The sequence below is a fragment of the Pararhizobium sp. DWP1-1-3 genome (genome assembly GCF_049896125.1).
Lineage (GTDB): Bacteria > Pseudomonadota > Alphaproteobacteria > Rhizobiales > Rhizobiaceae > Pararhizobium.
In genome coordinates this window covers 31,153-43,316 of sequence record NZ_JAFCTR010000016.1, presented here as the reverse complement: position 1 = coordinate 43,316, position 12,164 = coordinate 31,153, and the positions used below count along the sequence as shown (strand labels likewise).

The 12,164-nt window shown below is 59.7% G+C and carries 12 protein-coding genes; 6 read left to right on the top strand and 6 right to left on the bottom strand.

Annotation, left to right across the window (positions count from 1 at the left end; genetic code table 11):
* Window positions 1-92 precede the first annotated feature (92 nt).
* Entirely contained in the window at window positions 93-398 is a 306-nt protein-coding gene (locus ACP7BS_RS24655; protein WP_426240211.1) for a chorismate mutase family protein, read from the bottom strand.
* 172 nt (window positions 399-570) lie between these two features.
* Here ACP7BS_RS24655 and ACP7BS_RS24650 point away from each other — a divergent pair, with 172 nt between their 5' ends.
* The 6 genes from ACP7BS_RS24650 (at window position 571) to ACP7BS_RS24625 (ending at window position 5,907) form a co-directional block, all read left to right on the top strand.
* Window positions 571-1,788, top strand: a complete 1,218-nt coding sequence (locus ACP7BS_RS24650; protein ID WP_426240210.1) for a glycosyltransferase family 2 protein — start codon at window positions 571-573, stop codon at window positions 1,786-1,788.
* 130 nt (window positions 1,789-1,918) lie between these two features.
* Window positions 1,919-2,635, top strand: a complete 717-nt coding sequence (locus ACP7BS_RS24645) for a WbqC family protein (protein ID WP_426240209.1) — start codon at window positions 1,919-1,921, stop codon at window positions 2,633-2,635.
* Window positions 2,632-3,357, top strand: coding sequence for a class I SAM-dependent methyltransferase (locus ACP7BS_RS24640; RefSeq protein ID WP_426240208.1), 726 nt, complete (start codon window positions 2,632-2,634; stop codon window positions 3,355-3,357). Before ACP7BS_RS24645 ends, ACP7BS_RS24640 begins: the two co-directional genes overlap by 4 nt.
* Window positions 3,354-4,229 carry an NAD-dependent epimerase/dehydratase family protein gene (locus ACP7BS_RS24635; RefSeq protein ID WP_426240207.1) on the top strand — a complete coding sequence of 292 codons (876 nt, stop codon included), beginning with the start codon at window positions 3,354-3,356 and terminating at the stop codon, window positions 4,227-4,229. Before ACP7BS_RS24640 ends, ACP7BS_RS24635 begins: the two co-directional genes overlap by 4 nt.
* Window positions 4,226-5,221: an ATP-grasp domain-containing protein gene (locus ACP7BS_RS24630; protein ID WP_426240206.1), complete on the top strand. Its 996-nt coding sequence runs from the start codon at window positions 4,226-4,228 to the stop codon at window positions 5,219-5,221. Before ACP7BS_RS24635 ends, ACP7BS_RS24630 begins: the two co-directional genes overlap by 4 nt.
* On the top strand, window positions 5,218-5,907 hold the full coding sequence (locus ACP7BS_RS24625; RefSeq protein WP_426240205.1) for a metallophosphoesterase family protein: 690 nt from the start codon (window positions 5,218-5,220) through the stop codon (window positions 5,905-5,907). Before ACP7BS_RS24630 ends, ACP7BS_RS24625 begins: the two co-directional genes overlap by 4 nt.
* A gap of 117 nt (window positions 5,908-6,024) precedes the next feature.
* On the opposite strand, the gene ACP7BS_RS24620 is transcribed toward ACP7BS_RS24625, so the two are convergent.
* The 5 genes from ACP7BS_RS24620 to ACP7BS_RS24600 form a co-directional block, all read right to left on the bottom strand.
* Window positions 6,025-6,789, bottom strand: coding sequence for a cephalosporin hydroxylase family protein (locus ACP7BS_RS24620; protein WP_426229211.1), 765 nt, complete (start codon window positions 6,787-6,789; stop codon window positions 6,025-6,027).
* Between the two features lie 77 nt (window positions 6,790-6,866).
* Complete coding sequence (locus ACP7BS_RS24615; RefSeq protein ID WP_426240204.1) at window positions 6,867-8,021, bottom strand: DegT/DnrJ/EryC1/StrS family aminotransferase; 1,155 nt, start codon at window positions 8,019-8,021, stop codon at window positions 6,867-6,869.
* Window positions 8,018-9,145, bottom strand: a complete 1,128-nt coding sequence (locus tag ACP7BS_RS24610) for a hypothetical protein (RefSeq protein ID WP_426240203.1) — start codon at window positions 9,143-9,145, stop codon at window positions 8,018-8,020. The genes ACP7BS_RS24615 and ACP7BS_RS24610 overlap by 4 nt, the downstream gene beginning before the upstream one ends.
* Before the next feature lie 329 nt (window positions 9,146-9,474).
* On the bottom strand, window positions 9,475-10,479 hold the full coding sequence (cydB, locus tag ACP7BS_RS24605) for a cytochrome d ubiquinol oxidase subunit II (protein WP_426240202.1): 1,005 nt from the start codon (window positions 10,477-10,479) through the stop codon (window positions 9,475-9,477).
* Window positions 10,469-11,887: a cytochrome ubiquinol oxidase subunit I gene (locus tag ACP7BS_RS24600; protein ID WP_426240201.1), complete on the bottom strand. Its 1,419-nt coding sequence runs from the start codon at window positions 11,885-11,887 to the stop codon at window positions 10,469-10,471. Before ACP7BS_RS24600 ends, cydB begins: the two co-directional genes overlap by 11 nt.
* Between the last annotated feature and the right edge of the window lie 277 nt (window positions 11,888-12,164).

Here is a 12,164-nt window from a genome sequence, read left to right as displayed (position 1 = left end):
GCCATCGCCGCACTGCCCGAGGCCACGGCCGAGGTGCCAGCCAAGAAAGCCGACACGGCCAGCCTCAAGATTGGTTGAACGCCGGTTTGCGGCTATTGTCCGCTTTCCCCCAGAATGCCCATCTCATGCTCGATCGAATGCTGGATCAGGCGTGCCCAGATATCCTCGTAGAAATCCGGATCGAGCCCCGCCAAGCCGGCGTTGCGGCGGGCATTCAAGCGGACTTCATCGACGCGCGAGGGGATGTCGGCCTTGAGACCTGCCGGTTTCTTGATGGCTGCAGCTCTGCCGATATAGCCCCAGCGCTCCTGGAAGAGCGCCATCAAGGCTTGATCGATACGGTCGATCTCGACGCGGATCTCGGCCATCGAAGCACAGTCTGCCGGGCTTTTCTGCATAAGGGTCTCCGGATACGTCATCACCGCGCTGCTGCATCGCAGGGCCGCATGCGACGGTGCTTACCAAGCCATGCAGCGGCTGGAAAGCCGAAAACCGGACTTATGACCAAAGGGTCGCGGGCAAGCTTCGCAAAAGCCTTCCCGGCTAGTCTGCGGCAAACGGAGAAACTTCATGTTCGCCCAGCCGAAACTGACGATTTGTGTGCCATCGCGTAACCGCCAGCCCTATTTCCAGGAAACGATCAGAAGTCTGCTGGCGAACATGCGCATGGACGTCGAGTATGTTTTCGCCGACAACTCGGATGACCCGTCGATCATGGACGACTTCATGGAGGAGGTTCTTGGCGACCCGCGGGTGAAATATCTGCCTTCGGTGGACCGGGTCTTGCCGATGGTCGAGAATTGGGATCGGAGCGTGGAGGCCGCCACCGGCGAATTCATCTGCATGATTGGCGATGATGATTACGTCGATGTCAATGTTGCCGACCTGATCCGGCGGTCCCAGGCCGAACAGCCGGCGATGGATGTCCTCATTTGGAGCCGCCTGACGTTCAACTGGCCTGGAAACCGGCCGCAGCGTTGTAATGTCGCCGTCAATCTCGACACCGGTGTGTATCGGGTTCCCCGGTCAACGGCCTATCATGAATTCTTTTCCTGGAGGGGCGGCAGCGCGTTCCCCAACATGGCGTTCGGGTTCTATCACGGCGCCGTATCGAAGCAGGTGATGGACAAGATGAAAGCGAAATTCGGCGGCAAATATTGCGAATATCCGGTCGTCGATTTCGAGAATATCTGCAAGGTTCTAGTGACTGCCGAGCACATGGTCTACTCGGGGCGGCCGTTCTCGGTGCTGGGCTCCTGCGCCAAGAGCAATTCGGCGAAGATCAAGACGGTCGATGAGTCCTTGCAGCAGATGGCGATTTTTACCGCCGAGACCGGGCGTGATATCAATAACGACCCGCACATGCAGGATTTCCCCTTTCCCTCCGTCCTCGGACTGACCGCTGCTATCGCACAAGTGCAGCATTGGTTCCTGTCGCGCTACGGCTATAGCCCGATGAAGGGCTGGGAAGCCAATTTTGCTGAAGCCTGCGGCAACAGCTGCAGCATCATGTCGACCTCTGCTGACAACGACCGGACCATCGAAGGCTATCGCGACGTCTTTTCGAAATGGAAGGGCGGCCAATACTTGAAGCATTTCAAGCCGGGCGATTTTGTCGATCCAACAGGAGCGCCCGTCTTCACCGGCATATCGGACGAGCAGCTCTATATCGACGAGGAGATTGGCGGCGTTCAGACGCCGGCGGAGCTCTATCATCTCGTCGCCCAGATGCTTGCGCCGCAGGAGGCAATGGTGCTGAATCTACCCGCGAACTTCAGGGCTGCCTGATGGCGGGATGGCAATGTCTCAGTCAGCCTCGCGAAAGACCCCCTCGGTAGTTTAGCCTTGTCGAATTCTCCGCCGAAGGATCGCATGGAGGTCCTTTCGCAAAACCATCGAGCGATGTCCTGAAGAGATCATGCGCCGGAATATCGTTATTTCACAGTCGATGTACTTTCCCTGGGTGGGTCTGCTGGAGCAGATCCGTCTGGCGGATGTCTTCGTTCATTATGACGACGTTCAATATTCCAAGGGCAGTTTCAGCAATCGTGTCCAGGTGAAGGGCATCAACGGCGTCAGCTGGCTGACGCTGCCGTTGCGCGACTATCATCTCGGCCAGCGGATCGACGAAGTAATGCTGGACGACCGCACCGACTGGCGGAGCAAACATCGCGAAATCCTGCGTCAGTCCTATCTGAAGGCACCGTTTCGCGACGAGATGCTGGGCGTGGTAGATCGCGTTTTCGCGCAGGACGCATCGACGGTCGCCGACATATCCCGTCAGTCGATGCTGGAGCTCGCCGCCTATTTCGGCCTGGACCGGCCGCAGTTCCTCTCATCGCAGACATTGCCGGTGCCAGGCGCAAGCAGCGAACGGGTGTGCGACATCGTCGAGCATCTGCAGGGAACGGTTTACGTCACCGGGCATGGCGCCCGAAACTATCTGAACCATGGGCTGTTCGAGGAGAAAGGCATCTCCGTTGAATACATGCGTTACCAGCGCACGCCCTATCCACAATTGCACGGCGATTTCACCCCATACGTGACCGCATTGGATCTGATCGCCAATTGCGGTTTTGCGGGCGCCGGGCTGATTCATTCGGGAACGATCGGTTGGAAGGAATTCACGCAATGACGACGGAAAATCTCGATGCAGTCTCATCCGAGTATCTGCCGAATGCCGCGACGGCGATCGAGAATGATCTTATTCTCAACTGGTATCCGGAGCGCATCATCCGGCGGTTCGGCTCGGTCGGCTCCATTCTTGAGCTGGGCATCGGCCATGGCTATACGCCGGGTCTTTTCAACGCAGCCTGCGATCGTCATGTGATCATCGAAGGCTCGCAGCTGGTTATCGATCTCTTCAAGGAAAAAAGCCCGGATTTCGCCGGCGAAGTCGTGTTCTCCTATTTCGAGAATTTCGACACGGACGAGCGCTTCGACGTCATCGTCATGGGCTTCATTCTGGAACATGTCGACGATCCGGGCATGTTGCTTGACCGCTTCAAGCGGTTTTTGAAGCCGGGCGGGCGCATCTTCGTCGCGGTTCCCAACGCCAAGTCGATGAACCGGCGGCTTGGTGTCGAGCTTGGCAAGATCGATGATATCTACGATCTCAATGCCAACGACCATGCTCTTGGCCACAAGCGTCAATATTGCCGCGATACGCTGAAGCAGGAAATACAGAGCCACGGCTATGCGGTGAGCCTCGAAGAGGGGATTTACCTCAAGCCGCTGCCGCTGGCCGTCCTCAAGACGTTGCCGGACTTTCAGGAAAATCTCGAGGCGATGTTGCGCGTAGGGGTCGATTTTCCAGACCTGTGCGTTGCGATGCTGATGGAAGCCACCGTGCAATGAAGACTGCCGCCATCATCGGCGCACGGTCCATGCTTGGCAGCCAGTTGATTGAGCGGCTGCAGCAGCGGGGCATCGCGACGGTGACCGTTGGGCGATCCCAGGCGGATGATATTGTTTTCGATCTTATGGCCCCTGTCGCTCAAGTACCCGTTGATGTGACGGCCGACGTTGTTTTCCATTGCGCGGCGAGCTTTGCCGGCGACAATGAGGACGGGCTCCGCCAGAACTTCGCGGCCAATGCGGCAAGCGCGATTGCAGTTGCTGGATTGGTACGGGATTTGAAGGCTACGGCGCTGGTCTACGCCGGATCGGCCTCGTCGGACCAGACATTGGATCCTGCTAATTTCACTTCCTACGGATTGAGCAAGGGCATCGCCGAGCAGGTTTTCGACTGGGCACTGCAAAAGCAGAACATTCGTTTCTGCAGCCTGCGTTTTTCCCAGCTGTTCGATACCGAGGGCCGCTGCTGCGCTCATCAGGCGTGGTTCGGGCGTATCATTGGCTATGCGTCGCAAGGGCAGGATATCCGCATGCCGCGCTCGGATGGGGTTCGCAATTTCCTGCATGTCCGGGATGCGGCCGATCTGATGATCCGCGCCGCCGAACGCGATGTGTCAGGTGTTCTGGATGTCGCTCATCAAGAATCACTGACGATAGAGCAGATTGCCGATATCGCCTTTGATGTCTTCGGGAAGGGCGGCCGCTCCGTCATTGTGCCCGAGAAAACGCCGTTCCGGCCGATCCACTTTCCTGATTCCGCAAAGGCTTTCGAGCGAATGGATTTTCGGCCCGCGATCAGCATGCGCGACGGCATCGCGATGATCCGCGATGCGCAGACGGCGGCAGCTTTTGGACCGATGGACCTGACATGACGATGTTTGAACCGAAGCAGCCAGGAGACGTGATCACCGTCGTGGTCACGGCGGTCGGGGCGCTGATCGGGCAGGGGATCATCCGCTCGCTGCGTTTGTCGGGGCTTTCGGTGCGGGTCATCGGTGTGGATCGCGATCCAAACGGCATCGGGCCTTACTGGTGTGATGCGTTTTTTGCCAAGCCGGTAGTTGACGAGAGTTCGGACGCCTATCTCGACTTCTGGAAAAGCCTGCTGGTCGACGAAGCCATCGATCTCGTCCTGCCAGGGCTTGAACTCGACGTGCTGTTCTTCAGCCGCAACCGGGCAGCGTTCGCCGATCTCGATGCGCGCATCGTCCTCAACGATCCCGGGATTATCGAACTGGCGCAGGACAAATGGGATTTCGGTCTCGAACTGGAGCGGCTCGGTCTGCCAGCCATTCCGGCGTTGCTCGGAGCGGGCTGGACGGAGTGCGTTCGAGAGTTGGGCCTGCCGCTGCTCTTGAAACCCCGTCAGGGCAATGGCTCGCGGGGTATCGCGGTGTTACGCGACGAGGATGATTTCAATTACTGGAGCCGCAAGAGCAGGGACGAATTCCTCATCCAGAAATTCATCGGCAGCGACGAGCAGGAATTCACCGTCGGCGCCTTCGGTTTGGGCGACGGCACGGCGCTTCCGCCGATCATTTTCCGGCGAAAGCTCTCTGTCGCCGGTAATACGCAATATGCCGAGGTTGTCGATCACCCTGTTCTGGTTGACGCAGTGACCCGGCTCGCCGCGCTCTTCAAGCCGGTGGGGCCGACGAACTACCAGTTCCGCATGCACGGCGGGACGCCTTATCTGTTGGAGATCAACCCGCGCTTTTCCAGCAGCACCTCGCTGCGTGCCGCCTTCGGCTATAACGAGGCGGCCATGTCGGTTGAATATTATCTGCTTGGCAAGAGACCGCCGCCACCCGAGATCCGCTCCGGTCGCGGCTGGCGTTATTACGAAGACCTTGTGGTGACATGATCGCGATCATTTCTGACGTTCACGGCAACCTGCCGGCACTGAAGGCGGTGCTGGAAAAGATCGATGCGCTTGGCTGTGAAACGATCATCTCGCTTGGCGACGTCGTTGGCTATTATGCGCAACCGGGCGAATGCGTCGATCTGCTGCGCGATCGCGGTGTCGTCAATATCCTCGGCAATCACGATCACTACATAGTCAGCGGCGAGGGCTGCCCGCGCTCGAAGCTGGTGTCCGATATTACCGAGTACCAGCGCGGCATCATCTCGCCGGAGCAGGTCGCCTGGCTGGCGCAGTCGCGTTCCCATATCATCGACGGTTCGACCTATTTCATCCATGGTGGCTGGCAGGACCCGGTCGATCAGTATCTCTACGCGATTGCAGAGACGGATATTCCCGCAGGGGCCCAGACATTCTTTGCCGGGCATACGCATGTCCAGGTTCTACTCGATGTGAACGGCAAGACGTTCTGCAACCCCGGTGCCGTCGGCCAGCCGCGCGATGGCGATCCGCGCGCTGCGTTTGCGATATTCGAGGAGGGGCGCATCGAGTTGCACCGCGTCGGCTACGACATCGACGAGACTGCATTCCATATGAAGGAGGCCGGGTTTCCGGCCAGATGCTACGAAAATCTCTATATCGGTGCGCAGATCGGCGGCCGGATCGACAAGATCACGCTGGCGGTCTGACTGCGCCGCCGGTCGGGGCGCGGCCCTTTCTCATTCGCAAAACGGTGACACAGACATGCAAAGACCCACGTCTTGCCGTGGCGAAACGCGGGTCTTGAAACCGGAACAGAATGTGTGTCAGGCCGCGTCGGGCAGGCGGACGCAGTATCCGCCCGGCGACGACGCAAGCACGAGCTTGCCGTTGATCACCGGATCGACCTGGAAACGATCGTTTTCCTTGAGATAGTCATTGACCGCGGTCAAAGGATCGTTGCCTCTGAACCAGGATTTCGAGCGCTTTTTCGGGGCTTGGTCTTCGGTCAGATGGCCTGCCGCCGTGTCGGCCACGACGAGATAGCAGCCCGGCGTCACCAGAGCGCCATAGGCACGGCATTCGGCCAGCACGTGACCATAGGAATGGTCGCTGTCGAGAACGACCATGACCCTTGCACCTTCGGGGATCAGATCGCGCACGGCCTGCAAGGTGCTGTCATCGACGGAGCCGCCTTCGATAAGAGCGATGCGGCTCGCCATCGGATGGGTCTCGATCGCCTCGCGGTTATGAGCGCGGATGTCGATATCGACACCGATCACCTTGCCCTTGTCGTTGCCGGTCATCGCCAGCAGGGAGGCCATGAAAATCATCGAGCCGCCGCGCGCGACGCCGGTTTCGATGATGATGTCGGGCCTGGTGTTCCAGACGATTTCCTGCGTTGCCATGATATCGGCCGGCAGCTGGATGATCGGCACGCCCATCCAGCTCCAGAGGTAGGAATAGTCGTAGGTGTCGAGCGCCAGCATCGTGTCGATCGACTGCTTGAAGACCTCTTTGTCCTGGCCAAGCGCCAGGCACATTTCCTGCCGGTGCGCTTCAAATTCCTGGCGATCGTCTTTGGTTGTCATGGGATGTGGTGCCTTTGTCATTCAGGACGGCTATCGAAGGCCACTTGGACGGCGGCGAGTGATGGCCGGCTTTTTTTTCAAGCGGATTTTGCCAGAGGTAGTTCGCCGGCTGCCCGGCTGTCGATCAGGCTGACGATGACGCCGGTGACGCGTTCGATCTCTTCCTCGGTCATGTCATGGTAGCTCGGCAGGTTGATGGCGCGTTCGGGGATATCCCAGGCATGCCGGTTTTCGCGCCGTTCCGGAAACATCGGCAGGCTGGTCAGCGGATGAAAGAACACGCGCGCGTCGATATTGGCGGCGCTGAACGCCTGCTGCAGCATTTCGCGGCTGATGCCGATATCGCGGTCGAACACGGCGGTCGGCATCCAGGCGCCGTTGACGGTACCGGTGTTCTCGGGGTTGAGGCTGATGCTCTGATAGGCTTTCAGTCTTTCGGCATAGCTTGAGAGAATTTCGCGCTTGCGGGCAATCAGGCTCCCGATGCGCTCAAGCTGGGCGCAGCCGAGCGCGGCCTGAATGTTCGACATCTTGTACTTGAAGCCGACATCATCCGGCCAGAACTGCTTTTTCTGGGCGCGGGCGCGGCCGTGATTGCTGAGCGTCAGCACTTTCTCGAACAGCGCGTCGTCGCTGGTGACGAACATGCCGCCTTCGCCGGTTGTCAGTGTCTTGGTGCCGTGGAAGGAGAACGTGCCGAACGTGCCCATCGATCCGGCGCGCCGGCCGTGCCATTCGGAACCGATCGCCTCGGCCGCATCCTCGATGACCGGAATGCCGTGGCGGCGCCCGATCTCAAGAAGGCGCTCCATGTCGCATAGATTGCCATAGATATGCGTGGCGATGATCGCTTTGGTCTTCGGCGTGATATGGCGCTCGACCTCGGCCGGATCGATGCACCAGCTGTCGGGCAGGATATCGACGAAAACCGGGGTAGCGCCGAGATGGACGATAGGTGCAGCCGTGGCGATCCAGTTGGTTTCGGCGAGGATGATTTCGTCGCCATAACCGATGCCAAGCGCTGCAAGGCCCATATGCATGGCGCCGGTGCAGCTCGACGTGGCGATCGCGTGGGCGACACCGAGATGGCGGCGGAAGCCCTCTTCGAACCGGACGATGTAATCGTAGCAGCGGTCGCCCCAGCCATGGGCGGCGGCGTCGGCAGCATAGGCGACTTCCAGCTCGGTAATCGAGGGCTTGGTATAGGAGATTCTCGATGCGGTCTGGTTCATGCCGCTTTCGTGCCCTTGCGATAAAGATCACCACCGCAGATCAGCCCGACCGGGGCCATCATCAGCTTGACCGTCGCGTAAAATTCCCTGGCGTCACGCGCGCCGGCGATGAAACGATCGATCAGCAGCGCGCCGTCATGCAGGCCTCGCCGTTGATCCTTTTGCCGAACCTCATGGAATTCCGGGCGGAACAGTGGTGCGAGATGGCCGCCTTCGAATTCCTTCAGCGCGGCGAAATAGGCGTTGCCCTTGCTCTTGTAAGCCTCGCGGCCGGTTTCCATCATGCAGTCGATCATCAGCGCGCGCACAAAAGCTTCGTTGCCGCCGGACCACGGAGTACCGAGTTCACGCAGAACGTGAAACTGCACCTCTGCCACCGCCCCGGCAATGCCGATGCCGGAATGGAACGGGAAATTCCAAGGATGAAGCGGCTCTTGCGCAACAAACGGTACGACATTGATCGCCGACATCGGCCGGCCGCAGAAGGCCAGTTCATTGGCGAACAAAAGCACCTTGGCCGCCCATTCATATTGCGGCACCGGCGTCGACCAGTCCTGCGGCTCCGGCAGTTGCAACAGTGCATCCAGAAGCGACCGGCGAATGGCGGCGTGGTAGAGGCCAAACGGCATTTTCGGACTGTTGAGGCTGTTTTCCCAATAGAAGAAAGACTTCAACATGATGGTCTTGTCGAGCTTTTCGATGTGGTAATTGGCCGGGATGGCGACCGAGCTTACCTTGCCGGGTTCCGCATGGCGGTCGATCTGGAAGGCGTTCCATGCCAGGGCATCGACACCCGGCGACGTGGTTTCGAGAAAGGCGACCATTGTTGCAAGATCGGTTTCGATGACATCGCCGGGATTGACCAGCGCCACCCAGTCGCCCTTGGCGGCAACAGTCGCATGGCGCCACAGGCGCTGGCGGGTGGTCCCCGCGTCTGCATCGGCAATCACGATTTTTGCAGCGCTGGCAACAAGATCGAGAAGGGCGCCGGAGAGGGCGACATCTGCAGGTTTTGCGATGACGATCTCAAAGTCTGCGCTTTTGTTTTCCAGGAGCAACGTCACCAGCGGCAGGGCGTCCTGCGCGGCGGTTTCCACGGGAATGCAGATCGAGAGTTTGGTCATGGCTTGCCTCGTGACGTCAGCGGTCCTTGCCGAACCGTCACTGCGCGTGGCCAATCCGGAAAATGGTCACATCAGCAGGCAAGTACCTTCTGCGTCGAGGAGGGTGCGGTCCTGTCTCGCAGCGGAAGGCATTGTCTGCTGACGTGTGCTTTAGAGGTAGCGCGGGAAACTTGAGCGAAGCTTTGCATGGAGAGGCGCGCTGCCCGGCGCGCTTCAAGCGCCGAGCGAGAGTTTGATGGCAAAGCCGATGATGGTGACGGTCAGCACGCCGAGAAACCACAAGCCGACGAACCACAGCAGTTTTTTCGGAAGGCTGTTCTCAGCTGGCATCAGTGGTAGCCCTCCTCTGGATCCATCTTTCCGCGAAAGACCCAATAGGCATAGCCGGTATAGATCAGGATGATCGGCACGAGGAAGGCTGCACCCCACAACAGGAAGGCAAGGCTGGAATCCGGCGCCGCCGCATCCCAGATGGTCACCGAAGGTGGCACCATATAGGGGTAGAAGCTGATGCCGATGCCGGCAAAGCCGAGGACGAACAGGCCCAGCGCCGCCAGAAACGGCTGGGCATCGCGCTTGCCGCGGATACCCTTGAGCAGCAGCGCAAAGCAACCGAGTACCAATACCGGTACGATGATGCTGAAGACCGCCGTTGGCCAGCTGAACCAGCGCTCCAGATATTGCGGCCTGAGAAACGGAGTCCACAGGCTGACGATGCCCATCGCAGCGATTGTGGCAAAGCAGGTGCGCAGCGCGATCTTGCGGGCCTTTTCGGCCAGCTCTCCGGTCGTCTTCATGATCAGCCAGGTCGAGCCGAGAAGCGCATAGCCGATCAGGATGGCAAAGCCGGTGGCGATGGAAAACGGCGTCAGCCAATCCCACCACGCCCCGGCATAGGCACGGTTGGCCACGGGGATGCCCTGAACCAGCGCGCCGAGCGCCACCCCTTGCGCGAATGCAGCAACCATCGAGCCGCCGGCAAAGGCCCAGTTCCACAGGAACTCGCCGCGCTTGGTGCGCCAGCGATACTCGAAGGCGACGCCACGGAAGACCAGGCCGAGCACCATCGCGATGATCGGGGCGTAAAGGGCCGACAGGATGACCGAATAGGCGAGCGGAAAGACCGCGAGCAGACCGCCGCCGCCGAGCACCAGCCAGGTTTCGTTGCCGTCCCAGACCGGGGCGACGGAGTTCATCATCACGTCGCGGTCGCGCTTTTCCGGAAAGAACGGGAAGAGAATGCCGATGCCGAGATCGAACCCGTCGAGGATGACATAGGCGAGCACTGCAAAGGCAATGATGGCGGCCCAGATGAAGGGAAGATCAATGGCCATGATGTGTGCTCCCATGGGTGTGTCCGGTCGCCGGCCCGGGCATGATGCCCGAGGTTCTGATCGGCCCGTCGTCGAGATCGGGCATCGGATCGCGCGGCAGGCGCTTCATCAACCGCAGGATATAGAAGGTGCCGGCGCCGAAGACGAAGAAGTAGACGACGATGAAGGCGATCAGCGAGGCGGCGACGGCAGGTGCTGCGATCGGCGAGATCGAATCGGCTGTCAGCAGCTGGCCGTAGATCGTATACGGCTGGCGGCCGACTTCGGTGGTGATCCAGCCGGCGAGCACGGCGACGAAGCCGGCCGGCCCCATCAACACGGCCGCCCGATGCAGCCAGTCGCTGCTGTCGAGCGTGCCCCTCACCCGACACCACAGGCTCCACAAGCCGATGCCGAGCATGGCGAAACCAATGGCGACCATGACACGGAAGGACCAGAAGACCACGGCGACGGGCGGCTCGAGATTGTCCGGGATGGTGTCGAGGCCCGCCAGCGGTGCGTTCAGATCGTGCTTGAGGATCAGGCTGGAAAATTTCGGGATCTCGATCGCATAGTCGATGCGCTTTTCGGCGGTGTTCGGAATGCCGAAAAGGATCAGCGGCGCGCCATTCGGATGGCTGTCGAAATGGCCTTCCATCGCCATGACCTTGACCGGCTGGTGTTCCAGCGTGTTGAGGCCATGGAAGTCCCCGGCCATGATCTGGATCGGCGCGACGATCGTCGCCATCCACATGGCCATCGAGAACATGGTGCGCGAACGCCGGGGTGCCGTATTTTTCAGGAGGTGCCAGGCGCCGACCGCGCCGACCACGAAGGCGGTGGTGAGATAGGCGGCAAGCACCATGTGCACCAGGCGGTAGGGGAAGGACGGATTGAAGACCACCTTCCACCAGTCGAGCGGAATGAACTGTCCGACGTCATTCATGCCGAAGCCGGCGGGCGTCTGCATCCAGGAGTTCACGGCGAGGATCCAGGTGGCCGAAATCAGCGTGCCGAAGGCGACCATGAAGGTGGCGAGGAAATGCAGTTTCGGGCCAACGCGGTGCAGGCCGAACAGCATGACGCCGAGGAAGCCGGCCTCGAGGAAGAAGGCCGTCAGTACCTCATAGCCCATCAACGGCCCGATGACCGGTCCGGCCTTGTCGGAAAAGACGCTCCAGTTGGTGCCGAACTGGTAGGACATGACGATGCCCGAGACGACGCCCATGCCGAAGGCGACGGCAAAGATCGTCCTCCAGAAGTTGAACAGGTCCATGTAGACCTGATCCTTCTTCCACAGCCACAGTGCCTCCAGCACGGCGAGAAAACTCGCAAGACCGATCGAGAAGGCTGGAAAGATGATGTGAAACGATACGGTGAAGGCAAACTGGATGCGAGCAAGCAACGTCGCGTCAAAACTCTCGAACACGGCACAATCCTTTCAAAGGTCTGGCGGCCGTCGGTGTGTCCGATTTCGCTCCGGCGTGTCCCCTGCCTTCGCGGTGTGTCCGGCGCCTGAACCCGTGCGCCATAATCTGCGCTATTGGTGCAAAAGGTCAATGACATCGTTGCAACCATAGTGTCACACTGCGACAATCGCCCACCTGCGGCAAAGTTGCATGCGGTCAAACGAGGCTCTGCAGGTTCATCGGATGCCGGAAGATTTGGCCGGGATTGTCCTTAAAAGAGACATCGATAAAATTTTA

What these genes read in the sequence shown, in the direction of transcription:
- ACP7BS_RS24630 (WP_426240206.1), top strand. Translation starts at nt 4,226, where the DNA reads ATGACGATGTTTGAACCGAAGCAGCCAGGAGACGTGATCACCGTCGTG.
- cydB (WP_426240202.1), bottom strand. Translation starts at nt 10,479, where the DNA reads ATGGCCATTGATCTTCCCTTCATCTGGGCCGCCATCATTGCCTTTGCA.
- ACP7BS_RS24615 (WP_426240204.1), bottom strand. Translation starts at nt 8,021, where the DNA reads ATGAACCAGACCGCATCGAGAATCTCCTATACCAAGCCCTCGATTACC.
- ACP7BS_RS24645 (WP_426240209.1), top strand. Translation starts at nt 1,919, where the DNA reads ATGCGCCGGAATATCGTTATTTCACAGTCGATGTACTTTCCCTGGGTG.
- ACP7BS_RS24610 (WP_426240203.1), bottom strand. Translation starts at nt 9,145, where the DNA reads ATGACCAAACTCTCGATCTGCATTCCCGTGGAAACCGCCGCGCAGGAC.
- ACP7BS_RS24635 (WP_426240207.1), top strand. Translation starts at nt 3,354, where the DNA reads ATGAAGACTGCCGCCATCATCGGCGCACGGTCCATGCTTGGCAGCCAG.
- ACP7BS_RS24620 (WP_426229211.1), bottom strand. Translation starts at nt 6,789, where the DNA reads ATGACAACCAAAGACGATCGCCAGGAATTTGAAGCGCACCGGCAGGAA.
- ACP7BS_RS24625 (WP_426240205.1), top strand. Translation starts at nt 5,218, where the DNA reads ATGATCGCGATCATTTCTGACGTTCACGGCAACCTGCCGGCACTGAAG.
- ACP7BS_RS24655 (WP_426240211.1), bottom strand. Translation starts at nt 398, where the DNA reads ATGCAGAAAAGCCCGGCAGACTGTGCTTCGATGGCCGAGATCCGCGTC.
- ACP7BS_RS24650 (WP_426240210.1), top strand. Translation starts at nt 571, where the DNA reads ATGTTCGCCCAGCCGAAACTGACGATTTGTGTGCCATCGCGTAACCGC.
- ACP7BS_RS24640 (WP_426240208.1), top strand. Translation starts at nt 2,632, where the DNA reads ATGACGACGGAAAATCTCGATGCAGTCTCATCCGAGTATCTGCCGAAT.